This is a genomic window from Rhodococcus sp. IEGM 1302 (genome assembly GCF_030056935.1).
In the GTDB taxonomy this organism is placed as follows: domain Bacteria; phylum Actinomycetota; class Actinomycetes; order Mycobacteriales; family Mycobacteriaceae; genus Rhodococcus_F; species Rhodococcus_F qingshengii.
This window is the reverse complement of sequence record NZ_JASHKY010000001.1, coordinates 99557-121877: the sequence shown is the minus strand read 5'-3', so window position 1 is coordinate 121877 and position 22321 is coordinate 99557. Positions and strand designations below refer to the sequence as shown.

General features: G+C 62.8%; 21 protein-coding genes. 9 read left to right on the top strand and 12 right to left on the bottom strand.

Features of this window, described 5'->3' with window-relative positions:
* Nucleotides 1-17 precede the first annotated feature (17 nt).
* The 4 genes from QM609_RS00555 to QM609_RS00540 all read right to left on the bottom strand — a co-directional run bounded on the left by QM609_RS00555 (nucleotide 18) and on the right by QM609_RS00540 (nucleotide 4580).
* Nucleotides 18-854 (bottom strand): carbohydrate ABC transporter permease, encoded by an 837-nt coding sequence (locus QM609_RS00555; RefSeq protein ID WP_019746113.1) that lies wholly within the window; start codon nucleotides 852-854, stop codon nucleotides 18-20.
* Nucleotides 851-2026 carry a carbohydrate ABC transporter permease gene (locus tag QM609_RS00550; RefSeq protein ID WP_007735224.1) on the bottom strand — a complete coding sequence of 392 codons (1176 nt, stop codon included), beginning with the start codon at nucleotides 2024-2026 and terminating at the stop codon, nucleotides 851-853. The genes QM609_RS00555 and QM609_RS00550 overlap by 4 nt, the downstream gene beginning before the upstream one ends.
* A gap of 20 nt (nucleotides 2027-2046) precedes the next feature.
* A complete protein-coding gene (locus QM609_RS00545; protein ID WP_007735225.1) occupies nucleotides 2047-3336 on the bottom strand; it encodes an ABC transporter substrate-binding protein in 1290 nt (429 codons plus the stop codon).
* A gap of 170 nt (nucleotides 3337-3506) precedes the next feature.
* A complete protein-coding gene (locus tag QM609_RS00540) occupies nucleotides 3507-4580 on the bottom strand; it encodes an ABC transporter ATP-binding protein (protein WP_003946073.1) in 1074 nt (357 codons plus the stop codon).
* Between the two features lie 114 nt (nucleotides 4581-4694).
* Between QM609_RS00540 and QM609_RS00535 the strand changes: the two genes are divergently transcribed.
* The 3 genes from QM609_RS00535 to QM609_RS00525 are packed head-to-tail and all read left to right on the top strand — an operon-like array spanning nucleotide 4695 to nucleotide 6440.
* Nucleotides 4695-5519, top strand: a complete 825-nt coding sequence (locus QM609_RS00535) for a DUF2786 domain-containing protein (RefSeq protein ID WP_030537724.1) — start codon at nucleotides 4695-4697, stop codon at nucleotides 5517-5519.
* Complete coding sequence (locus QM609_RS00530) at nucleotides 5516-6013, top strand: TIGR04338 family metallohydrolase (RefSeq protein ID WP_042450620.1); 498 nt, start codon at nucleotides 5516-5518, stop codon at nucleotides 6011-6013. Before QM609_RS00535 ends, QM609_RS00530 begins: the two co-directional genes overlap by 4 nt.
* Before the next feature lie 58 nt (nucleotides 6014-6071).
* On the top strand, nucleotides 6072-6440 hold the full coding sequence (locus QM609_RS00525) for a helix-turn-helix domain-containing protein (RefSeq protein ID WP_042450622.1): 369 nt from the start codon (nucleotides 6072-6074) through the stop codon (nucleotides 6438-6440).
* Here the strand turns inward: QM609_RS00525 and QM609_RS00520 are convergent, their stop codons facing one another.
* Together QM609_RS00520 and QM609_RS00515 are read right to left on the bottom strand one after the other, a co-directional pair.
* Nucleotides 6441-7028, bottom strand: a complete 588-nt coding sequence (locus QM609_RS00520) for an ATP-dependent Clp protease proteolytic subunit (RefSeq protein WP_050655945.1) — start codon at nucleotides 7026-7028, stop codon at nucleotides 6441-6443.
* A gap of 4 nt (nucleotides 7029-7032) precedes the next feature.
* Nucleotides 7033-7641 (bottom strand): ClpP family protease, encoded by a 609-nt coding sequence (locus QM609_RS00515; RefSeq protein WP_007735229.1) that lies wholly within the window; start codon nucleotides 7639-7641, stop codon nucleotides 7033-7035.
* Between the two features lie 283 nt (nucleotides 7642-7924).
* Here QM609_RS00515 and QM609_RS00510 point away from each other — a divergent pair, with 283 nt between their 5' ends.
* Nucleotides 7925-8719 (top strand): LLM class F420-dependent oxidoreductase, encoded by a 795-nt coding sequence (locus tag QM609_RS00510; protein WP_030537640.1) that lies wholly within the window; start codon nucleotides 7925-7927, stop codon nucleotides 8717-8719.
* On the opposite strand, the gene QM609_RS00505 is transcribed toward QM609_RS00510, so the two are convergent.
* From QM609_RS00505 to QM609_RS00495, 3 genes are read right to left on the bottom strand one after another with little or no spacing between them, the layout of a single operon-like run.
* The gene (locus QM609_RS00505) at nucleotides 8641-9870 is read right to left on the bottom strand and encodes a CaiB/BaiF CoA transferase family protein (protein ID WP_050655944.1); all 1230 of its coding nucleotides are present in this window, start codon (nucleotides 9868-9870) and stop codon (nucleotides 8641-8643) included. The genes QM609_RS00510 and QM609_RS00505 overlap by 79 nt on opposite strands.
* Complete coding sequence (locus QM609_RS00500) at nucleotides 9867-11582, bottom strand: acyl-CoA dehydrogenase family protein (RefSeq protein ID WP_050655943.1); 1716 nt, start codon at nucleotides 11580-11582, stop codon at nucleotides 9867-9869. Before QM609_RS00500 ends, QM609_RS00505 begins: the two co-directional genes overlap by 4 nt.
* On the bottom strand, nucleotides 11582-12952 hold the full coding sequence (locus QM609_RS00495; RefSeq protein ID WP_050655942.1) for an MFS transporter: 1371 nt from the start codon (nucleotides 12950-12952) through the stop codon (nucleotides 11582-11584). Before QM609_RS00495 ends, QM609_RS00500 begins: the two co-directional genes overlap by 1 nt.
* A 146-nt stretch (nucleotides 12953-13098) precedes the next feature.
* Here QM609_RS00495 and QM609_RS00490 point away from each other — a divergent pair, with 146 nt between their 5' ends.
* The gene (locus QM609_RS00490) at nucleotides 13099-13977 is read left to right on the top strand and encodes a LysR family transcriptional regulator (protein WP_030537644.1); all 879 of its coding nucleotides are present in this window, start codon (nucleotides 13099-13101) and stop codon (nucleotides 13975-13977) included.
* Here QM609_RS00490 and QM609_RS00485 read toward each other — a convergent pair.
* From QM609_RS00485 to QM609_RS00475, 3 genes are read right to left on the bottom strand one after another with little or no spacing between them, the layout of a single operon-like run.
* Nucleotides 13974-15665: an acyl-CoA dehydrogenase family protein gene (locus QM609_RS00485; protein ID WP_050655941.1), complete on the bottom strand. Its 1692-nt coding sequence runs from the start codon at nucleotides 15663-15665 to the stop codon at nucleotides 13974-13976. The two genes, QM609_RS00490 and QM609_RS00485, sit on opposite strands and share 4 nt — an antisense overlap.
* 10 nt (nucleotides 15666-15675) lie before the next feature.
* Nucleotides 15676-17181 (bottom strand): class I adenylate-forming enzyme family protein, encoded by a 1506-nt coding sequence (locus QM609_RS00480; RefSeq protein WP_050655940.1) that lies wholly within the window; start codon nucleotides 17179-17181, stop codon nucleotides 15676-15678.
* A 36-nt stretch (nucleotides 17182-17217) separates the two neighbouring features.
* A complete protein-coding gene (locus QM609_RS00475; protein WP_030537647.1) occupies nucleotides 17218-17853 on the bottom strand; it encodes a TetR/AcrR family transcriptional regulator C-terminal domain-containing protein in 636 nt (211 codons plus the stop codon).
* A 176-nt stretch (nucleotides 17854-18029) separates the two neighbouring features.
* Between QM609_RS00475 and QM609_RS00470 the strand changes: the two genes are divergently transcribed.
* From QM609_RS00470 to QM609_RS00455, 4 genes are all read left to right on the top strand, one after another.
* Nucleotides 18030-19010, top strand: coding sequence for a helix-turn-helix domain-containing protein (locus tag QM609_RS00470; RefSeq protein WP_047270147.1), 981 nt, complete (start codon nucleotides 18030-18032; stop codon nucleotides 19008-19010).
* A gap of 204 nt (nucleotides 19011-19214) precedes the next feature.
* Nucleotides 19215-20276: an aliphatic aldoxime dehydratase gene (oxdA, locus tag QM609_RS00465; protein WP_050655939.1), complete on the top strand. Its 1062-nt coding sequence runs from the start codon at nucleotides 19215-19217 to the stop codon at nucleotides 20274-20276.
* 115 nt (nucleotides 20277-20391) lie between these two features.
* A complete protein-coding gene (locus QM609_RS00460; protein ID WP_007735244.1) occupies nucleotides 20392-20760 on the top strand; it encodes an ArsR/SmtB family transcription factor in 369 nt (122 codons plus the stop codon).
* A 44-nt stretch (nucleotides 20761-20804) separates the two neighbouring features.
* On the top strand, nucleotides 20805-22211 hold the full coding sequence (locus QM609_RS00455) for a substrate-binding protein (protein ID WP_050655937.1): 1407 nt from the start codon (nucleotides 20805-20807) through the stop codon (nucleotides 22209-22211).
* The last annotated feature ends 110 nt before the right edge of the window (nucleotides 22212-22321 follow it).

Genomic DNA, 22321 nt, shown 5'->3' with positions numbered 1-22321 from the left:
CCGCGCGCAGGCGCGCATCACGACTTGACGCCGCCTGCGGTCAGACCGGCGATGATGCGTCGCTGGAAGATGAGAACCATGATGACCAGCGGGATCATCACAAGGGTTCCGCCGGCCATGATCGAGGTGTACGGCGTGACGAATGGGTCGGTTCCGGAGAATTTGGCCATCGCCACCGTGACGGGCGCGGTTTTGTCACTCGAGAGTTGCAGCGAAAGCAGGTACTCGTTGACCGTTGCGATGAAAGCCAAAATCGCGGTGGTGAACAGGGCCGGCGCGGCGAGCGGCAGCATGATCAGGCGGAAAGCCTGGCCACGGGTGGCGCCGTCGATACGCGCCGCTTCTTCGAGCTCCCACGGAAGTTCGGAGAAGAACGACGTCAGCGTGTAGACCGTCAGCGGCAGCACGAACGAGATGTTCGGGATGATCAGCGCTTTGTAGCTGCCGATCCAGCCGATGTCGGTGAACAACTGGAACAGCGGGGTCACGAGGGCGACGACCGGAAACATGGACGCGCCGAGGATGATTCCGGTGACGAAGTATTTGCCACGGAAATCGAAACGCGAGAGCGCGTACGCCGTGAACACGCCGATGACCAAGGCGATCAGCGTGGTCGCGCCCGCGATGATGAGGCTGTTCATCAGTGCACGGGTGAAGTTCACCTTGGCATCGGGATCGAGCGCCGCGGTGAAGTTGGAGAGCGTGAGATTGGTGGGCCACAGCGACGTCGAGAACGTGTCCGCCGGGTCGCGCAGCGCCGTCACGATCATCCAGTAGCAGGGCGCGAGTCCCCACACGATGATCAGTACGACGCCGATGTAGGTGCCGATCTTGCCGCGTAGTGCCTTGTTCATACCGGCTCCCCCTTCCGCTGCTTTTCCTGCGTGCTGACCGCATTGGCTCCGAGGAATCGGACCAGGATGAAGGCCACAGCGAAGATGATGAGGAACGTGATGGTGGACAGTGCCGACGCCGAATTGGCGCCGACGCGCATCTGATCGACCACCAGAACCGAGATGGTCGAGGTGGCCGGGTTGGATCCCATCATGATCGCGGGCAGGTCGTACATCCGCAGCGCGTCCATCGTGCGGAAGAGCACCGCCACCATGAGTGCGGGCTTGACCAGCGGAAGCGTGATCATGCGGAACCGCTGCCACGCCGTCGCACCGTCGACCTTGGCGGCCTCGTAGACGTCGGCGGGAATCATCTGAAGACCCGCGAGGATCAGCAACGCCATGAACGGCGCGGTCTTCCAGACGTCGGCGACGACGATCGCGAATCGCGCCGGCCAGGGGTCCGCCGTCCACAGGATGTTGGTGCCGAGGATCTTGTTGGCAATGCCGTCGTTGGCGAAGATGAAGAACCAGAGCTTCGCGGTGACGGCGGTGGGGATGGCCCAGGGAATCAGCACGGAAGCGCGGAGCAAACCGCGTCCGCGGAACGTCTTGGCCATGATCAACGCCATCGACAGACCGATCACCGTCTCGAGCAGGACGGTGACGACGGTGAAGCCGAACGTATTTCCGATCGACTGCCAGAACTGCGATCCGAGTGTGCCGGGCGGGCAGGGAATCGAGCCGTTGGCGGTGTTGCAGGACTGGGTGATCCAGTTCTTGTAGTTGTCGAACCACGTGAACTGACCGGTGACGAACATGCCGGTCTCGGGATCGAGCTTCTTGCCGTCGCTGTGCATCGACATCCAGATCGCTCGTCCGAGCGGATACAGAATGATGACGGCGAGAACGATCAGCGACGGTGCGACGAACGCCCACACCGGAACTCGTCGACGCTTCTTCGGCTTGTCCGCCGACGCAGGCGGGGGCGAGGTCGGCGGGGGTGGAGTAGCTGCAAGGTCAGGCAGAACCTTGGTCAGGGATGTCCCTGCTGCCTCGGATGCCGACGGCTCTTCTAGCGGTTCCGGTGCACGGTGTCTCCCACCAACGCCCGAACGGTCGGGACCGGTTGAACCGGCCCCGACCGTGGGGTTGGTAGGCACAGCCGCGGAAGGATCCTGCGGTTCTGCCATTGCTTATTGCTCCTGGTAGATCAGTTACCGGCGGTTTCGATGCCGGCCTTGGTGTCCGCCAAAGCCTGCTCGACGGTCTTCTCGCCGCGAATAGCAGCGTAGGTGTTGTCGGAGATCGACTTCGACACCTGCGTGTAGTACGGCGTGACGGGGCGCGGCTGAGCGGTGGCGAGTGCTTCCTTCAGGGTCGCGAAGTACGGGAACTGAGCGAGCACTGCCGGATCGTCGTAGACAGCCGAGAGGACGGGTGCGCCGCCGACCTCGGTGAAGTACGTCTGCGACTTCTTGGTCTGCATGAACTCGAGGAAGTCACGAGCCGTGGCGGGTGCGTCCGAGTACGCGCTGATGCCGACGTTGTAGCCGCCGACGGTCGAAGCGCCCGGTCCGTCGACACCCGGAAGAACGGTGTAGCCGTACTTGCCGGCAACCGAGGTCTTCTCACCGTCGACCGAGAAGCCGGACCACGTGCGCATGAAGAGTGCCTTGCCGTCGCCGAACGCGGTCTGCGACTCGCCCTCGGAGTAGGTCAGCGCTTCCTGCGGGATCGTGTTGTCGGCGAAGTTGTCGACGATCGACTGAACGCCTGCCTTCGTCTTGTCGTCGATGGCAGGGGTGAGCCCGTCCGGGCCGACCCACGGGCCGTCGAAGGCGTTGGTGATCTCGGTGGTGTTGACCGTCAGGCCCTCGTAGTTCTTGAACTGACCGATGTAGCAGGAGATGCCGGCTTCGACAGCCTTCGGGCAGTTTTCCTTGAGCTCGGCCCACGTGGTGGGAGCCTTCTCGACGAGGTCCTTGCGGTAGTACAGGAATGCGGCGTTGGTGTTCTTCGGCGCTGCGTAGAGCTTGCCGTTGTAGGTGCCCGAAGCGACGGTCGACGGCAGGAGGCCGGACTCGTCGATCGCGAGGTCACCCTCGAGCGGCAGCAGCCAACCGTTTGCGGCGAACTGAGCGGTGTTGACGACGTCGACGCCGATGAGGTCGTACTCGTCGCTCTTGGCCTGCATGCGCTGGGTGATGTCGTCGACCTGCGCGTTGGCTTCCTTCGCCAGCGGCTTGAGCGTGACCTTCTCGTCCGGATGCTCCGCATTCCAGTCGGAGATGATGTTTTCGAGCGCCTCGTTCAGGGCATCCTGCCCCTCGACGATCGTGATGGGTCCGCGGCCTTCGCTCGAGGACGATCCCCCGGATGCGGCCGTGGTGCTGGTTCCGCTGTCCTTGTCCGAATCGGACGAACAGCCTGCCAGTACCAGCATGGACGCTGCCGTGGCTGCAATTGCAGCGCGGCGCATCGCCTTCGAGTTCAGAACCATGGATTCGCTCCCCGTATGTGTATGACAAATAGACGGTCACCGAGAGCCTGCTCACGGCATGCGCCATGAGTGCCGGCTCCCGGCATCGGCCCCTACTGTGGCACGAGACACCCCTACTTGTGGGTATTACGCCGAACCTGAATCGGTCATGTGTCGTTTGACAGGTCCACCTAACCCAGGCGACGCCCGTCGGTGGTGGCAAAAATGTGCACCTTCTCAGGGTCGACGCGCAGGTTGACGCGCTCGCCCTTCTGCGGCGGATTGCGCCAGTCACCACGCGAAACGATCTGCTGCAACCGTCCGCCGATCGTGGTCCGGCCGTAGACGTAGGCGTCCGAGCCCAGTTCCTCGACGACGTCGACCTCCATCGGCAGGCCTTCGGCGGCGATCTCGAGGTGCTCGGGGCGAATACCCAGAACAACCTCGGTTTCGACGACACCGTTCATCGTCTCGCGCGGAACCGGAACGATCCCGTCACCGAATGCGACGCCGCCGTCGACGACGGGGAGGGTGAACAGGTTCATCGCGGGCGAACCCATGAAGCCGGCGACGAAGACGTTCTTCGGCTTGTTGTACAGCTCGCGCGGCGAGGCGCACTGCTGCAGGATTCCCTTTTCGAGGACGGCGACGCGGTCACCCATCGTCATGGCCTCGACCTGGTCGTGGGTCACGTAAACCATCGTCGTCGCGAGGCGTCGTTGCAGCTGAGCGATCTGCGTACGTGTCTGCACACGGAGTTTCGCGTCGAGGTTCGAGAGCGGCTCGTCCATCAGGAAGACCTGCGGCTGGCGGACGATGGCGCGGCCCATCGCCACTCGCTGACGCTGTCCACCGGACAGCGCTTTGGGCTTGCGATCGAGGTACGGCTCGAGATCGAGCATCTTCGCGACCTCTTCGACGCGGGCGCGGATCTCCGTCTTGTTGGTTCCGGCGAGCTTGAGCGCAAAACCCATGTTCTCGGCCACCGACATGTGCGGGTACAGCGCGTAGTTCTGGAAGACCATCGCGATGTCGCGCTCTTTCGGCTCCTGACCGGTGACGTCGCGGTCGCCGATGAGGATCCGTCCGCTGTGGACATCTTCGAGCCCGGCGAGCATGCGCAGGGTGGTCGACTTTCCGCAGCCGGAGGGTCCGACGAGGACGAGGAACTCGCCGTCCTCGATCTCGAGGTCGAGCTTGTCCACTGCCGGAGTGTTCGATCCGGGGAACAGGCAGGTGGTGCTCTCGAAAGTCACTGAAGCCATGACGGGGTTGATCCCTTCTACCGGCAGGAACGTGCCGGACGATCCAAGTCGAGGGTGAGCGTGTGCGCTAGCAGCATAAACGTCCGTGTCGGCGCGCGAGCGTAGTCTTTCACGGTGAGTTCGGAGAAGATGCTGACCCGCATCGGTGCGCTGCTTCGCCAAGCGGAGTCCACCGACAATCCACACGAAGGTGAAGCCTTCATGGCTGCCGCTCAGCGGTTGGCCACCAGTTCCGCGATCGACCTGGCGGTCGCGCGTGCGCACACCGCGTCTTCGGAAAAGCGTGCGACGCCCACTCAACGGCTCATCACCATCGGCGAACCGGGCAAGCGCGGACTGCGAACGTACGCCCAGTTGTTCATCGCCATCGCCGCTGCCAACGACGTGCAATGCGACATCGCGCAGACGTCGGCCGTAATCTACGCCTACGGCTTCGCCGGCGACATCGACGTGTGCGAGGCCCTGTATTCGAGCCTGCTCTTCCAGATGGTGCGTGACTCCGACGCGTACGTGCGTTCCGGGGCGTACCGCGGCGAAACGTCCGTGCGGACCGTCGTCGAAACTCGTGGACGACGACGCGTCAGCACGCAGGTCCGCAAGCCGGTCGCCGGAGTGACGGCGCGCCTGAACTTCCAGATGGCGTACGCGTCCCGCATCGGCGCTCGGTTGGCCGAGACGAAGCAGGAGACGGAGAAGACTGCGATCGCAGAATCTGCCACGTCGTCTTCCGAAACCGCACTCGTGCTGCGTAACAAGGAAATCGAGCTGAAGGACTACTACTCGTCCAACTCCAAAGCGCGTGGGACGTGGCGGGGCGGCGGCCGCGCAAGCGCCGGGCATTCCTCACATGCTCGACGAGCGGGTGATCGGGCGGCGCGCTCCGCACGTCTGGGGAACCTTCCGGAGATCGGCGGGGTGCGCGGGCAGCTGGACTCGTGAGGGATACGCAGCGGAGCGCCGTCTACGAGGCAGAGACGTTGGTGCGCACCATGTTCGATCGCGCCGACCAGCGTGGACTTCGGAGCGTCGAAGTCATGGGTTCCACCATCACCTTGCCGGTCGAGCGCAAATTCGGTTCCGTGGAGTCGGTCCAGGCGTACTGCGATCAGCTACTCGGGCTGAATTGGGTACGGGAGACCTGGACTCGCGCAACCATTCCGGTGTCCGTACGCTCCCGCGGCGGCAATGCCGCCGCTCACTACTCGAACGACGTCATCGCCGTCCCGGACGACCGTGACGGCCGGTGGGCGCTACGCGAATTCGTTGTCTTGCACGAACTTGCGCACCACCTCGGCGACCCCGCCTCCGACGAGGCTTCCCACGGGCCCGAGTTCGTCGACCGCTACACGAGCCTTGTCGGCGAGATCATCGGGCCCGAGGCGGCCTTCGTTCTTCGAGCGATGTTCCTTGCCGGTGGTGTTCGAACGGACTAGATGTCAGCCCTCGGCGAACCCGGTAGTGTCCGTACCGGTCGGCTGGAATACTCGGCCTATGGATGCGCCGCGCAGACTGGTCCTGGTCAAGGGTGAGTCGGAACTCCCCGATCCGGCTGTTGCCGTGCGCAAACCCCCACTGATTCGTGAAGCCTACGGACGAGTGCTGCGGGAGGTTCGACGCGATCAGGACCGAACTCTCGACGACGTAGCCGCAAAGGTCGGGATGTCGAAGCAATACCTCTCCGAGATCGAACGGGGCAAGAAGGAACCGTCGTCGGAAATTCTGCGCGCAATCTGCGAAGCGCTCGGGATGCCGCTCGAGCATCTACTGTTCCGAGCGGGCAACAGGATCGTTGCACTCAACTCCCTCACCTTCGGGCACTCTCCCTCACCGATCTCGGGTCCCGTCCTGATGGCGGCCTAGTCAGTTCCCTTCGATGAGGGTGTCGGCCAGCCCGTAGGAAATTGCGTCGTCGGCAGTGAAGATCCTGTCGCGATCGGTGTCCTTACGCAATCGCTCGACGCTCTGACCGGTGTGCTTACTCAGAATCGCCTCGGTCTGCTCCCGGATTCTCAGGATCTCGGCTGCTTGAAGTGCGAGGTCCGAGATGGTGCCGCTACCTTGCGTCGACGGTTGATGCAGCAGCACCCGCGAATGGGCGAGAACATGCCGATGGCCCGAAGTGCCGGCGGCGAGAAGCACCGCAGCAGCCGAAGCCGCTTGACCCATGCAGTACGTCGAAATCGTCGGCTTCAAGAACTGCATGGTGTCGTAGATCGCGAGCATCGCCGTGGTGGAACCGCCGGGAGAGTTTATGTACAAACCGATTTCGCGATCCGGGTTGTCGGCTTGCAGATGCAGCATCTGAGCCATCACGACGTTGGCGACGCCGTCGTCGATCTCTGTGCCGAGAAAGACGATGCGTTCGTTGAGCAGCCTGCTGAAGATGTCGAAAGATCGCTCACCCGTTGGTGTTCGCTCGATGACACTGGGAATCGTGTACTGGGACATGACGTCACAATCCGATCTTGGGGAAGGTGGCTTGCGGTGCTATCTCGGCGAAGGACGTCACGACGCGGTCGACGATTCCGTACTCGCGCGCCTGCTCGGCGGTGAACCAGCGATCCCGATCGCTGTCGGTCTCGATCTCTTCGACGGTCCGGCCCGTTTCGGCGGCGAGGATTTCCTGCGATTGACGCTTCATCAGCTCGAGGCTCTCGGCCTGGATCGCAATGTCCACCGCAGTGCCACCGATACCCGCCGAAGGTTGGTGCATCATGATGCGGCTGTGCGCCAGGCTGATTCGCTTGCCGTGGGTGCCGGAGCAGAGGAGCACCTGGCCCATGCTGGCGGCGAAGCCCATCGCGACCGTCACGACGTCGTTGGGGATGAGCTTCATAGTGTCGTAGATGGCCAGACCGGCAAACACCGATCCGCCAGGTGAATTGATGTAGAGCACGACGTCGCGCTTGGGGTCGGTGGTGGCGAGGAGCACCAGTTCCGAACACACACGTTCGGCCATGGCGTCGTTGACCTCGCCGGTGAGCAGAATGGTTCGCTGTCGGAAGAGCCTGTCTGTCAACAGGTCACGGTAGCCGGTATCGGTGGGCGCTTCAGTAGTCATGAATCCATTCCTACCGGCGCGGCAGTGCCGCGGCCCCGCCTGTCTGCTGTGGGCAGACCACCCCTGTTTTTACCCGCCCCCCTGTTGACTGCCGCCTTTTTTGCCTGCCCCCTTTCTGAGCGAACGGCACGTTCAGTCGATCTAAGGCTCCGAAAGTACCGTTCGCTCGAAAAGGGGTGGGCACAAGATCGGGCAAACCCGTCACCGACGGCGGCGGTAGCGGTACCGCGCACACCCGGCCATGATGGGAGAAGACAACCATTCCTCTCGTCAGGAGCGTGGCATGACTCGTCCGGTACGCATCGGTGTTCAACTCCAACCCCAGCACGCACCCGATTACGGGTTGATACGCGACGCCGTCTTGCGGTCCGAGGACGCCGGGGTGGACATCGTCTTCAACTGGGACCACTTCTACCCGTTGACCGGCGATCCCGACGGCGCCCACTTCGAATGCTGGACCATGCTCGGCGCCTGGGCCGAGCAAACCGAACGCGTCGAGATCGGCGCCCTGGTCACCGGTGGTGGCTACCGCAATCCGGATCTACTCGCCGACATGGCGCGAACCGTCGACCACATCAGCGGCGGGCGCCTGATCCTCGGTATCGGTGCCGGCTGGTTCGAGAAGGACTACGACCAGTTCGGATACGACTTCGGCACTCCCGGTTCACGGCTGAAACTGCTGGGCGAATACCTCCCCCGCATCACGGGCCGCCTGGCGAAGGGCAACCCGCCGCCGACGCGCAACATCCCGGTCCTCATCGGCGGTGGCGGCGAGAAGAAGACCCTGCGCTTGGTCGCCGAGTACGCCGACGTCTGGCACAGCTTCGGCGACCGTGAGACACACCTGCGCAAGTCAGACATCCTCTCCGACCACTGCGCCGACGTGGGCCGGAACCCGCTGGAAGTAGAGCACTCGGTTCCGTGGCCTGGGCTCGAAAATGCAGCCGACCTGGTCGCCGACGGTGTCTCACTCTTCACCGTCGGCGTCAGCGGACCGGACTACGACCTCACGACGCTTGCCGAGGCCATCGGTTGGCGCGACGACAACACGCCGCCTGCGTTGAGCGGGCTGGCCTGAGCGGTACCAAGGACTTCGTCGTTGTCGGCGCCGAGAACGGGCGGCGCCGACGTCAGACGTGGCCTCTGGCCGGAGAAGTTGACCGGAAAGGCCACTTGCTTCAACGGTCCGAGCGTCGGATGGTCGACGGTTCCGACCATGCCGAGCGCGGCGGTGTGGGGATCGGAGTAGATCTCGTCGAGATGCCGGATCGGTGAGACCGGTAGGGCGCGTTGGGCGAGAAGAGCGCACCAGTGTTCGACGGTCTCCGATGCGAAGGCGCTGGTGAGTTCTCGTTCCAGACTCTCGCGGTTCTCCACTCTGTCGCGGTTGTGGGCAAAACGCGAATCGGTGACCAGTTCACTCCTTCCGATGGCCTCGGCCAGCGACGCCCACATCGCGTCGTTGCCGACAGCGACGACGAAGTACCCGTCGCTGGCAGGAAATGCTTGATACGGAGCAAGATTCGGATGACCGGAGCCCAACGCAGTCGGGCGCTCACCGGTGGCGAAGTAACTGGTCGCCCAGTTCACGTGCATCGCGAGTTGGCACTCGTACAGCGACGTGGTCACGTACTGTCCGCGCCCGGTCCGGCCTCGCTCGACCAATGCAGCCAGGACACCGACCAGTCCGAAAAGCGCTGCGCCCAAGTCTCCCAACGCAAACCCGGATTTCATCGGAGCACCACCCGGTTCACCGGTGAGCGACATGAGCCCACCCGCGGCCTGCGCGATCATGTCGTACCCCGGTTCGTCGCGCAGCGGTCCTTCTTCACCGAAGGCAGAGATGTGCAGGGTGATCAGATGCGGGTATCGCTCGGACAGTGCCTGGTAGTCGAAGATCTTCTGTAATCCGCTGCCCGGCTTGAAGTTCTCCACGACCACATCGGTCTCTTCGAGCATGCGGTGGATGATCTCCTGTCCTTCGGTGGACTTGAGGTCGATCGTGACCGACTTCTTGCCGCGGTTGATCGCGAGGTAGTAGGCGGCATCTACGCCGACGAAGGGAGGCCCCCACGAACGCGTGGGGTCGCCGCCTTCAGGGTGTTCGATCTTGGTGACGTCGGCTCCGAGATCGGCAAGCGACATGGTTGCGTACGGCCCGGCAAGGATCTTCGACAGATCGAGCACGCGGACACCAGCCAAGGGTGTGGGGCCTGTTGGAGAATTCACTGGTGAACCCCTGCTACGGAGAGGAACTCGGCTACGACGTCACGTGCATCATCCAGCTCGACGTCACCGCCGTCGGTGATCACGTCGAGATTGCCGAGTGCAGCCGACGGCACCTTCCCCACAAGACCGGCCAGGTAGGAATTCGCCACCAGCAGTGACCGGTACCCATTACCGTGTCGGATGCCGTGGTCTGCAAGGTCGAAGAGCAGGGTCGCCATGACGGTACGAGCCAACTCGTCGGAGTACCTTGCACTCGCAGCCTGCGCGGCATCGTCAGATCCGGAGATCAGACGATCTCCTTCATCGACCAGTTCCTCCCAGCGCCGCAACAGAACTCCGGACCCAGCTTCGCAGTCCGGTCCGACCGTGGACAGGATGTCCGTCATCGCTCCCGCGACGGTGCGGTGCGAGCCGAATTTGCGCAGGCACCGAAGTACGTCCAGCGCAATGACATTGCTCGACCCTTCCCAGATCGATCCGAGGTGAGCGTCCCGGACGAGCCGCGCGTTGACCCATTCCTCGATGTAGCCGTTTCCTCCGCGGACCTCCATTGCCTCGCCGGTGACCACCCGCGCGCGTTTGCAGACAAAGTGTTTGGCGATCGGCGTCAGTACCCTGATCAGCGCGCGCGCCTGTTCGTCCCCTCCGTCTGCAGCCTGAAGACACTGTGCGCTGTAGGCGACGAGAGCCAGCGAAGCCTCGGCATCGAGCGCAAGGGGGAGAAGTGTCGCACGCATCAGCGGCTGGTCGAAGATCCTCTTACCGAACACGACTCGGCTCTTCGAATGTTCGACGGCTTCACGGACTGCTCGGCGCATGAGAGCGCTCGAACGCATCGCATTGGAGAGGCGAGACGTGTTGACCATCTCCGCCATCTGGCGGAACCCTCGATCGAGTTCACCGACCTGGAGTGCGTGCGCGCGGTTCAGCGTCACCTCGCCGCTCGGCATTGAACGCGTACCCAGCTTGTCCTTGAGACGATCGATCGTGAGGTTGTTGCGCTCGCCGGATCCCAAGGTCTTGGGCACCATGAACATTCCGACTCCACGCGTCGAACCATCCTGTCCGCCCGGGAATCTTGCGAGGGTGATGATCACATCGGCATCCGGGTTGGAGGCGAACCACTTCTTGCCCGTCAGAACCCATCCGTCACCGTCGCGCTCGGCGCGTGTTTCGGTGCAGGCGATGTCGGTGCCTGCCTGAATCTCGGTCATGAACATCGCACCCGTCTTCGCCTGCTCGGGGTCCGTCGACGTCAACGCGTCGATCCAGGGCGAGAACACGGCCGGATCACCGAACATACGCAGGGTCCGCGCAGCAGCATCTGTCATCGACACCGGGCAGGCCAGCCCGAACTCTGCCTGCACGAAGATGTACGACGCGAGGTACTTCGCGAGTGGCGGATGCACGGAGTCCCATCCGTGCAACCCTTTTCGGTGCGACATGGCGGACAGGCCGTACTCGTTGTACGCCGCCCGGCACAGTTCCAGGTAGGCCGGGTGATAGGAAATCCGGTCGACGCGGTCACCGGCCTTGTCGAATTGCTGCAGCACCGGCGGGTTCTTGTCTGCGATGTCGGCAAGCTCGGACAAACGGCCGGCTGCATCTCGGCCCAGTCGGTCGAGCAATCCGTTCAACGTCTCTCGGTCCGCCCCGGCGGTCCATCTGTCCACTACCGCTGTCAGAGCGGGGTCGGTGTGTGCAAAGTTCATCAGTGGTCAACGCCTTTCAGGGTGAAAGCATCGGTCATGTTCGAGGAGCTCGTCGACTCCAGCCCTTGCCCGTGCAGCGCACTCCTGCGCAACAATGCAGTCATACAGACAAGGGAGAGAACGACATACACGAGCCCTAGAGCTACGACCGGCCAGATCGAGTTGGTTCGCGTCAGCAGATACTGGCTGACCATCGGGGCCGTTCCGGCAAAAATGGCGGTCGACAATTGGTACGACAGAGAGATGCCGGTATACCGAACATTGGTGGGGAAAACCTGCGCCAGGATGCCGGCCAACGCGGCGTAATACATTGCGTGAGGCGCCGTCGCGAGGACCATCCCCAGAATCGCCAAGGGCACGGAGCCCGTCTGAACCAGCACGAACATCAGTGGTAGGAGCACGATCTCCGGAAGCAGCATCCAACGGACCGCTTTCGACGGATCGATCCGCGTGGCCAGCACAGCGCCGAAAGGCTGTACGAGCGCCTGGGCTACCAGTGCCACGGTGATCACGAGGAGGAAGTCACTACGCTCGAAGCCGAGATCCGTTGTCGCCCAGGAGAGCGCAAAGGTTGTCTTGACGTACGTGATGGCAACACCGGCAACCACAGCGCCGACGCCGAGGGCAAGTTCGACGGGATGCGACCGCAACACTTCGACCAGCGGCATCCGTGTAGGCTCCTGTGCCGCAACAGCCTTCTTCATCTCGGGCGTCTCGGAGATGTGCAGACGGATGTAGAGAGCGACGATCACCAAAGCTGCGGATCCGAGGAACGGCAGACGCCAACCCCACGACTCGAACACGGAATCCGACATCAACGTCAGGCCGAGGAAGGCCAGCGTCGCGAGCAGGTTGCCGACCGGTGAACCCTGCTGCGCAAACGCGCCGTAGAGCACCTTTTTCTTCGGGGGAGCGAACTCGGTGGCGATCAATACGGCGCCACCCCATTCGCCGCCCATGGCGATGCCCTGGAGAACACGCAGTGCCACAAGCAGTATCGGCGCCCAGATCCCGATCTGGGAGTACGTAGGGAGGAGGCCGACACCGACAGTTCCCAAGCCCATGAGCGCGAGGGTGATGATCACGGCGTTCTTGCGACCGAACTTGTCTCCGAAATGACCGAACACCACTCCGCCGACCGGACGAGCCACGAATCCCACGGCAAAAGTCGCGAAGGCTGCGAGTGTCCCCACCGCCGGCGACGCATCCGGGAAGAACAGCGGGCCGAGCACCAAGGCGGATGCGGTTCCGTAGATGTAGAAGTCGAACCATTCGATGGTCGTTCCGACAAACGCCGTGATTCCGGCCTTGCGTGCCTGTTTGGTGTTGTATTCAGGCGGATTGGTGTCTTGACCTGGGTGTTGATCCACGGTTCTCCCTGATTCTCGCGTCGGGCATCACCAAGGGATGCAATGTGAGGCGTGAATCACTATCGTCCGAAATCCATGTAGAGTCCAAGACTTAGTTCGACTTATTTATGTGGGAGAACCACATAATAAAACCCGGGAGGAGCGACGTGGAACTGCGTCAACTGCGCGCGTTTCTCGCAGTCGCCGACGAACTTCATTTCGGCCGGGCCGCCGAGCGACTCCACATCGGGCAGTCCCCGCTCAGCCAGACCATTCGGGCGCTCGAGCGTGAACTGGGCACCGACCTGTTCGTCCGGACCACCAGATCAGTGCAACTGACAGCCGCCGGCGAAGCCTTGGTCACGCCCGCACGGATCATCGAAGCGCAGATCGCCGTGGTACGAGAAATCGCATCGGCCGCGTCGACTGGCGAGACGGGCCGTGTCACAGTGGGTTTCGGTGGAACAGGCGGCTACACCGTCCTGTCGGCCCTCACACGGTCCTTGGCCGACTCCCATCCGGGAATCGAACTGGAACTACGGCCGCAGATGTACTCGGGTGAGGTGCTCGACGCTCTCCGACGCGGAGCACTGGACATGGGCATAGTCGGCCTGCCCATTCCGCGCGGATTCGAGACTCACACTGTGCGGGAGGAAACCTTGATGGTCGCGGTTCCGGCCAGGCATCACCTCGGTACGCATGACTCGGTGTCACCGGAAGACCTGGCAACCGAGCGATTCGTGATGTATCCCGCCGAGCACGGCTCGGTGGTGCGCGATGCAACGTTGTCCGTTTGCGCCACAGCAGGTTTCACGCCCACCATCGCACACGAAGCCCCCGATCCGTACAGCCTGTTGGCCATGGTCGGAGCGGGGGTCGGGATCGCCGTCGTCGTGGAGTCGACGGCGCATCTGTCCATGGACGGGGTCGTGTACCTGCCGATCGCCGGGGCCACGCCCACGCTGAAAATCGCGATGGCATGGCGACCCAACAATCCGACGCCGGCAGTACACACCGTCACCAGGGTACTGAGGGAGCAGCCTTAGGCTCTCGCGAGAACTCCGGCGAAATCTGTTCCCACAGGCAGAGTTCCGTACTCGTGACCACGGTCGGCGCCGAGGCGAGCGGCAATGAACGCATCGGACGAGGCGGCCGGGGAGTGGCGCACCATGAGCGAAGCCTGCAGCGCCAACGCCATAGCCTCGACGACGGTCCGAGCGCGGAGCTGGGCGTCGGCGGGTGCCATCGTGGCGAGCTCACCGAGTTGGCGTCGTACCCGATCGAGGTGCTGATCGAGGACCGGGTTGTTGCCGCGGGCGAGGTTGATCTCGTGGTCGAAGGCGGCAACGGAGTCGGGTTCACGGGTCATCGCGCGCAGGACGTCGAGCGCGATGACGTTGCCCGACCCCTCCCACACGGCCATGACGGGCTGCTCACGGTAGCGACGGGCAAGCGGGAAGTCCTCGGTGTAACCGTTGCCGCCCAGGCACTCGAGGGCTTCGTAGGAGTGGTGCGGGCCGCGCTTGCAGATCCAGTACTTCGCAACAGCCGTCGCGAGTCGGCGGAACGCCTTTTCCTGCTCATTCGCGTCCTCGTCCTGCGCACGAGCCAATCGCAGTGCGGTGATGGTCGCGGCTTCGGATTCGAGAGCCAGATCGGCAAGCACCGAGGTCATCGCCGGCTGATCTGCCAGGACGGCACCGAAAGCGCTGCGGTGCCGTGCGTGCCACACCGCTTCGGCGACCGACTGACGCATACCTGCCGTGCTGCCGAGGATGCAGTCGAGTCGCGTCTGGGACACCATTTCGATGATGGTCCGCACGCCACGTCCCGGTTCGCCGATCATGGTGCCGACGGTGCCGTCGAGCTCGATCTCGGACGACGCGTTGGACTTGTTGCCCAGCTTGTTCTTCAGACGCTGGATGCGGAAGACGTTGCGTGTGCCGTCGGGCAGGATGCGGGGGAGAAGGAAGCAGGAAAGTCCCTCGCCGGCAGCACCTTCGGCCTGAGCGAGAACCAGGAAGGCGTCGGACATCGGCGCGGAGCAGAACCACTTGTGTCCGGTGAGGAGGTAGTCCGCACCCGGGCCGCCACGTCCGGCCGGCTTGGCGATGGTCGTGTTGGCTCGCACGTCGGAGCCACCCTGCTTTTCCGTCATCGACATTCCGAAGATCGCGGATGCCTTTCCGGGAGCATCCAACTCGGGGGTGTAACTCCGAGAAAGGGCACGCGGGGTCCAGATGGCGGCTACATCGGGTTGCAGCTCGAGCGAGGGGATCACAGCGTGCGTCATGGAGATCGGGCACGCGTGGCCCGGTTCGACCTGGGAGAACAGCATGAATGCCGCGGCCCGAGCCACGTTGGCACCCGGCTTGGGGTCAGCCCAGGCAGAGGTGTGAGCACCGTGCGCAACGGCGGCAGAGATGATCCGGTGATACGACGGATGGTATTCGACCTCGTCGATGCGGTTTCCCCAGCGATCGAAGGTCTTCAATTCGGGGATCACCGTGTTGGCCAGCTCGGCGTCGTGCTGGAACCCGGCACTGCCGACCAGTTCACCGATATCGGTGAGTTCACTGGTGGCCCAATCGGCGTCGTGACGCGCGACGCCTTCGGCCAGGACCGTATCGAGCAGGAACTCGTTGACGTCCGTGCGCGGTACCGACTGGTTGAGCACTGCATGGGTGCGATGCGGAGCCGGGTGGGTGACGGTCTTCTCGGAAATATCAGTCATGACAGGCCTTTCAGCTCGCTGCGCGGATGAGGTGCTTCTGGATCTTGCCGGTCGGTGTACGCGGAAGAATCGTCGCGAACACCACTTCACGCGGAATCTTGTAGCGCGCCAACTTGTCCGAGAGGTAGTCCTTGATGTCGTCGGCGCTGATGACATCCGGTTCACGCCAGACGACGTGCGCGACGACGGTCTCGCCCCATTCTTCGTTGGGTTTTCCGACAACGGCGACGTCGACGACGTCCGGGTGGCCGGAGATCACGTCCTCGACCTCCTTGGAGTAGACGTTCTCACCGCCCGTGATGATCATGTCCTTCGCGCGGTCGACGATGAAGAGGTAACCGTCCGCATCCTTGCGCGCCAGATCGCCGGTGCGATACCAACCGCCGTCGGCAAATGCAGCCTTCGTGGCAGCGGGGTCGTCGAGGTACCCCTGCATGACGGTGTCGGCGCGCAGCCAGATCTCACCGATCTGATCGGGCTCCGCGTCGGTGCCGTCATCGGCAACCAGGCGCAGGTCGACGCCGGCCAGCGCGACGCGGCCGATCGAGCCCGCCTTGCTCAACTGCTCTTCGGGGTACAGCACGGTGCCCACTGGCCCGGTCTCGGTCATGCCGTAGACCTGCCGGAATTCGGTGGTGCCGTACGACTCCACCAGTCGCCGAGCGACATCCGCGCCGATCGGTCCCCCGCCGTACAACCACGCACGAACGCTTCCGAGGTTGTAGTCGGCAAAGTTCGGCACGAGGTTGAGTGCAGTGGTGTAGATGACCGGCGGGCCGAAGCAGAGGGTAATGCGTTGTTCCTGAACTGTTTCCAGGAATTTGACGGGATGGTACTCGCGCAGCAGCACGACGGTTCCGCCCATGTAGAGCGTGGACATGAACCAGTTGTTGAGCGGGGAAGCGTGCCAGATCGGGACGGCCATGAGCAGTCGCTCGTCCCGAGTCGTCGACACGGCGAGGGCCGCGGTGACGGCAACACCGACGACGTTGCGGTGGCTGTGGACGCAGCCCTTGGGCGAGCCGGTAGTCCCCGAGGTGTAGAGGATTTCGGCCGGATCGTTCTCGTCGATGTCGATACCGTCAACGCCGTCCTGGCGGGTGATGGCGTCGTCGAAGAAGTCGAAACCGTCTGCGACAGAGTCCGTGCTGATCAGCTTGGCCGTTGTCTCCAGTCGACCGACAACCGGCGCCAACTCACCGTCGAAGACGCACACCGACACCTTCGCGTGTCCCAGCACGCAGGCAACTTCCGGAGTCTGCATCTTGTGGTTGATGGGGACCACGACGGCGCCCAAGCGCCAGGCACCGAGCATCGCGTACACGAATCCCGGAGTGTTGTAACACATCAGCGCGACGCGGTCGCCCGGCTGCACGCCCAGCGACTGCAAATAGCCTGCGGCGCGTCGACTTCCGTCCTGAACCTGGGAGTACGTGTGATCGTGACCGTCGAATATCAGGAAGGGTTTGTCCGGGGTCTTGGTGACGTTGCTGTCGAATACGCGAACGATATTCATCGAAGTCCTTGTCGGAGAATCACGCTCGAAGAGAGTTCATTCCATCGAGCTGTTGAGTACGGCGTCGGGTATCTGGAGGGTGGCGAAGATGACGGCAACCGCCTCCTCGAGGGAGTAGCCGAAGCTCTCGCCGGTGGCAGTCTTCTGGATGACGAGGCCGAAGATCGCAGACCAGAAGGCCTTGGACTCGACGTCGATGCCCGCGCGCAGCTGCCAGCCGGTGCGGATCAAGGTACGGAGGAGGGCGGTTTCGCCCGAGGAGTGCAGAGTGCGAAGCGTTTCGGAGATCAGGTCGCGGAGTTCACCACGACGACCCGTCATCATCATCGCTTCCACGAAGAGTTCGACGCTGGGAGCGCCCGAGCCCAGGAGGGATCCGACCAGCTTCTCGGTGTAATCGCCGACCGTGTCGGCGTCGGCGGCATCGACCTCGGCACGCTTGCCTGCGCGCAGAACGGCCGCGCACGCCACCTCGACGAAGAGCTTTTCTTTGGAGCCGTAGTAGTAGGTCACCTGGTTGGGATGGGCGCCGGCGGCCGTGCAGATCTGCGCGATGGAGACGCTGTCGCCGTGCTCGAGGAACAGCTCGGTTGCGGCGTTGAACAGCGCCATGCGCGTCTGCTTGCCCGACTCACGCGTCGCGCGCGCTGCGGGAACTGCCTCGGTGGCCATCACGAACTCCTACTTGTTTGTACGACAAACAATAACTCGGCGTTGTTTGTATGGCAAACAATTTCTTCCCGACGCGATGACATGTCGACTTCTATCGACATGTCTGATGTGCGGGATTACTCTCTGAACATCGAGCACCCGAGAACTTCGGCTTTTCTGCGAGGAGGCGCCCTGCAATGCTCGCGCGATCCGGCTTCTCCCTGCCCACACGCACGACTCTCACGGGCGACTGGGCAGATTTGTTGCGCGAGCATTTTGTCGCGCTCGACGTATCCGATATCGGAGACGGCGATCGATTCAGCGGGGCCGTCCACTCGGCCCAACTCGCACACGTTCGGGTATCCGCAGTTCAATCGATGGAACAACGAATAGTCCGTAGCAACAGCCTCATCAAAAGCGACGGCGCGGACTATCTGCAGATCGGGATGATCCGCCGCGGTAGCGCGGTAGTGCGCCAAGACGACCGCGAATGCGTCCTGCGACGTGGCGACTACGTCCTGTACGACACCACGCGCCCCTTCGATTGGCAGATCGAGGGACACGCACACGACGGCATCTGGGGACTCGAGGTGTTCACCTGGCCACGGTCGTACCTGTCGCTCAGCGACGCGGAGGTCACGAGCCTGACCGCCATCGCCTTCGACGGACACGCGGGCCTGAGTGGCCTGCTCGGTCGCTTTCTTCACGATCTTGCCTCCGTCCGCATGACGTCCGACGCAAGCGGAGACGAAGAGGAAGTCGTCAACGAGATCGGCAACCTGGTCAAGTCCGTTCTTCACACAACTGCGCGACCGATCACCTCGCGGCGAACCAGCCTCTACGAATCCGCCCTGTCGGTCATAGACGCCCGCATCGCAGACCCGGCCCTGTCTCCGGTGGACATCGCGGGATCGGTCAAAGTCTCCATTCGGCAGTTGCACCGAGCCTTCGCCGAACACGGCACGACGGTGTCACGGTCGATTCGCAGCCGTCGACTCGACGGTTGCCGTCGTGAGATCGTGCAACGACACGGAGTAGAGCGGTCGCTGACCCAGATTTCTCACCGCTGGGGATTCACCGACCTGGCCGCCTTCAGTCGAGCCTTCAAGGCGGAATTCGGGATCAGCCCGCGGCGGTACCGGTCGCAAGCAGCGGCCCCCACAAGTACTACCCGCTGATCTGTAACATCTTCGGACACTTACCCATTGAACATGGTGTTCAAAATTTTCTGTCGCCGAAGCGTATCCACAATTCTTGGCACGGTAGGCCAAGCATCGGGCGCTGACGGCCAAGTTTGCTCGGCTGAGCGGGCGTAGATTTTCGGCACGGCGTTGCCAAGTGCCAGGCACCCGATTCGACCACCTACATCACAGGGAGCACTCATGGAATCTGCAATCGGCGAACACCTTCAATGCCCGCGCACTCTGACCAGGCGGGTCCCGGATACCTATACGCCACCGTTTCCCATGTGGGTCGGGCGCGCAGACGACACATTGCACCAGGTCGTGATGGGCTATCTCGGCGTGCAGTTCCGCGGCGAGGATCAGCGCCCGGCAGCACTGCGGGCGATGCGGGATATCGTCGCCGGCTTCGACTTGCCGGACGGACCGGCACACCACGATCTCACCCATCACATCGACAACCAGGGCTACGAGAACCTGATCGTGGTCGGTTACTGGAAAGATGTTTCTTCCCAACATCGTTGGAGCACATCACCTCCAGTGTCCTCCTGGTGGGAGTCCGAAGACCGCCTGTCGGACGGATTGGGGTTCTTCCGCGAGATCGTGGCACCGAGAGCCGAACAATTCGAAACGCTCTACGCGTTCCAAGACGACCTCCCCGGGGTGGGAGCTGTCATGGACGGTGTCAGCGGCGAAATCAACGAGCACGGCTACTGGGGTTCGATGCGCGAGCGGTTTCCGATCTCCCAAACCGACTGGATGCAGGCCTCGGGCGAACTGCGGGTCGTCGCCGGTGACCCCGCCGTAGGTGGACGCGTAGTAGTGCGGGGACACGACAACATCGCACTGATCAGGTCCGGGCAGGACTGGGCCGACGCGGAAGCAGACGAGCGCAGCCTCTACCTGGACGAAATCCTGCCCACTCTTCAATCGGGCATGGACTTCCTCCGCGACAACGGCTCGGCCGTCGGGTGCTACAGCAACCGATTCGTACGCAATATCGACATCGACGGAAACTTCCTCGACTTGAGCTACAACATCGGCCACTGGGCCTCCCTCGACCAACTCGAACGGTGGTCGGAATCCCACCCGACCCATCTACGGATCTTCACGACGTTCTTCCGGGTGGCCGAGGGCCTGTCGAAATTGCGTCTCTACCATGAGGTCTCGGTATTCGATGCCGCCGATCAGCTCTACGAGTACATCAATTGCCATCCCGGGACCGGAATGCTGCGCGACGCGGTGATCACCGCCGAGCACTGACCGAAGTCGCCGGCAATCTTCGGCCACATTCTTTCCCTCGGAGGCAACTCGAGATATGTTGACGGGTGTCGACATATCTCAGTAGAGACCATCGAGGAAGCGCGGACAGCAGACAGTGACTACTCAACGAAACGAAGAGTTGGCGTTTGCTGTGCTGGCCGACCAAGTGCGTCGACAGATTCTCGACACGCTGGCTACCCACGGCGAGTGCAACGCGGGCTTCATCAGCGATCAAATTTCGACGGTCGGTCGCACCACGGTATCCACACATCTCAAGGCGCTGCGGTTGTCCGGCGTGATCGTCGAACGGCGTCAAGGACGTCATCGCCTGTTCTCGATAGATCCATCGGGGCCCGCCAACGATGCACTCCAGTTCCTGCGCGACGTCCTCGGGCGAGCGCTGGAAGCAGGTTCGAACGCCTCCGAGTTGCCGGCCACTGCGACTGAGGATTCAGACGTCGCATCGGTGCGTCGCCGAGCGTGAGGCCCTGTTGAGCCCCAGCACCTATTTCAGGCAGGAAGTAGAACGTGCCAGGTCTCTCCGTAACGGCACAGATCGTGACGACCGACCCACCAGGGTCAGCCTTCGAGCGCCTCGAAACGGGGCAACTGCTCGAACTCGAATGTGAGCAACTGACGGTCGGGGCCGCTGCCGCCATCTCCCTTCCCGTCGGCGACGGCGCACGCGCAGATCCAGTCGGAATGCCGATCACGCTGTTGGGATACGTCGCCGGCGTGAAGCGGGGCCGATCGGTCGTGATCGTGCACCACCAACCGTGGCGCGGCCGCCTGACGATCCGGTTCTTTCCCGACGGCGCCGGGACCCGGATCGTTCTCGAGTCCAGCCTCGATCAGGACGGCATTTCCTGGCTTGCCAACAAGCGCGGATTCGCTCCACCCGAACCTCCGCGTTCCGACCGACATCGGATCGGGCTGCTGGTCAGCAAATCCGGCCCGGCAGCTGTATTCGCCCAGGCGACAGAAACACTCGCAGCACTGGCCGTGGAAGAAATCAACGCCGACGGCGGCATCGGCGGCGTTCTCGTCGACTTGGTGATCGGCGATGACGCTTCCGACTCGGCGGCCGGAGCGGCGACCGCACTGCGATTGGTGAAAAGCGGATGTCGCGCCGTTTTCGCGTGCGTGACATCGTCGACCTTCAATGCCGCTGCATCTGCATTGCAGAACACCGGTGTGCTGTTGGTGCACACAGTTCTCAACGAGGGAGGTCGATCGCGTCCGGGAGTCCTTCGATTGGGTGAGCGCCCACTCGACCAGACGCGAGCGGGTATACCCGCAATGATGTCCGAGACCGGTTCTCGCACTTGGTTCCTGGTCGGCCAGCAGTATTCGTGGTCGTTCGGTGCGCATTGGGCGGCCCGGCGTGTGATCGCCGAATCCACAGGTTCGGTGGCCGGCGAAGTCTACGTACCGTTGGGGACAACCGACTTCTCACGCATCATCGAGTCGATAGCCAACTCCGGGGCCGAACTGATTCTTTCCACCCTGGTGGGCCATGACGAGGTCTTCTTCGAACGACAATGCGCCCAGCACGGACTGCGGGCCACCACGCGGACGTTTGCATTGGTCCTCGACGAGGCCACTCAGCAGCTCATCGGCAATTCCGATGCCGACGGAGTCTGGGCGGCATTCGGCTACTTTCAATCCGCAGCCGGCGATCACGACCTCGAAAAGCGATACAGCGCGAGCTCGAACGAACTCCTGCCTCCGCTCAGTTCCCTGTCGGAGACAACATACGAAGCGATCGTCGCTTACGCACGCGCAGTCGAACGAACGTCGGCAGGCGATCCGGAAACAGTACTTCGGCAGCTTGTCACGACATCGAAAAGCTCTACGAACAACGGCGTTCCACTGCATCGACCGATTCTGCTCGCTGAATCACGCCGTGGGCGCCTGTACCCCCGCTCTCTCTGAGCGCGCGTAACCCGAACTTAACGAGTCAATATGTCGATACCTATTGACGCAATTATGGATCCGGCCCTAGTCTGAAAGACAAGTGAAGCCGATCACATCAGGAGCACACT

Excerpts from the sequence above, each read along its gene's own strand:
- QM609_RS00520 (WP_050655945.1), bottom strand. The coding sequence starts at position 7,028 with ATGTCCCAGTACACGATTCCCAGTGTCATCGAGCGAACACCAACGGGT.
- QM609_RS00525 (WP_042450622.1), top strand. The coding sequence starts at position 6,072 with ATGGATGCGCCGCGCAGACTGGTCCTGGTCAAGGGTGAGTCGGAACTC.
- QM609_RS00540 (WP_003946073.1), bottom strand. The coding sequence starts at position 4,580 with ATGGCTTCAGTGACTTTCGAGAGCACCACCTGCCTGTTCCCCGGATCG.
- QM609_RS00545 (WP_007735225.1), bottom strand. The coding sequence starts at position 3,336 with ATGGTTCTGAACTCGAAGGCGATGCGCCGCGCTGCAATTGCAGCCACG.
- QM609_RS00515 (WP_007735229.1), bottom strand. The coding sequence starts at position 7,641 with ATGACTACTGAAGCGCCCACCGATACCGGCTACCGTGACCTGTTGACA.
- QM609_RS00470 (WP_047270147.1), top strand. The coding sequence starts at position 18,030 with ATGCTCGCGCGATCCGGCTTCTCCCTGCCCACACGCACGACTCTCACG.
- oxdA (WP_050655939.1), top strand. The coding sequence starts at position 19,215 with ATGGAATCTGCAATCGGCGAACACCTTCAATGCCCGCGCACTCTGACC.
- QM609_RS00510 (WP_030537640.1), top strand. The coding sequence starts at position 7,925 with ATGACTCGTCCGGTACGCATCGGTGTTCAACTCCAACCCCAGCACGCA.
- QM609_RS00480 (WP_050655940.1), bottom strand. The coding sequence starts at position 17,181 with ATGAATATCGTTCGCGTATTCGACAGCAACGTCACCAAGACCCCGGAC.
- QM609_RS00550 (WP_007735224.1), bottom strand. The coding sequence starts at position 2,026 with ATGGCAGAACCGCAGGATCCTTCCGCGGCTGTGCCTACCAACCCCACG.
- QM609_RS00500 (WP_050655943.1), bottom strand. The coding sequence starts at position 11,582 with ATGAACTTTGCACACACCGACCCCGCTCTGACAGCGGTAGTGGACAGA.
- QM609_RS00475 (WP_030537647.1), bottom strand. The coding sequence starts at position 17,853 with ATGGCCACCGAGGCAGTTCCCGCAGCGCGCGCGACGCGTGAGTCGGGC.
- QM609_RS00485 (WP_050655941.1), bottom strand. The coding sequence starts at position 15,665 with ATGACTGATATTTCCGAGAAGACCGTCACCCACCCGGCTCCGCATCGC.
- QM609_RS00555 (WP_019746113.1), bottom strand. The coding sequence starts at position 854 with ATGAACAAGGCACTACGCGGCAAGATCGGCACCTACATCGGCGTCGTA.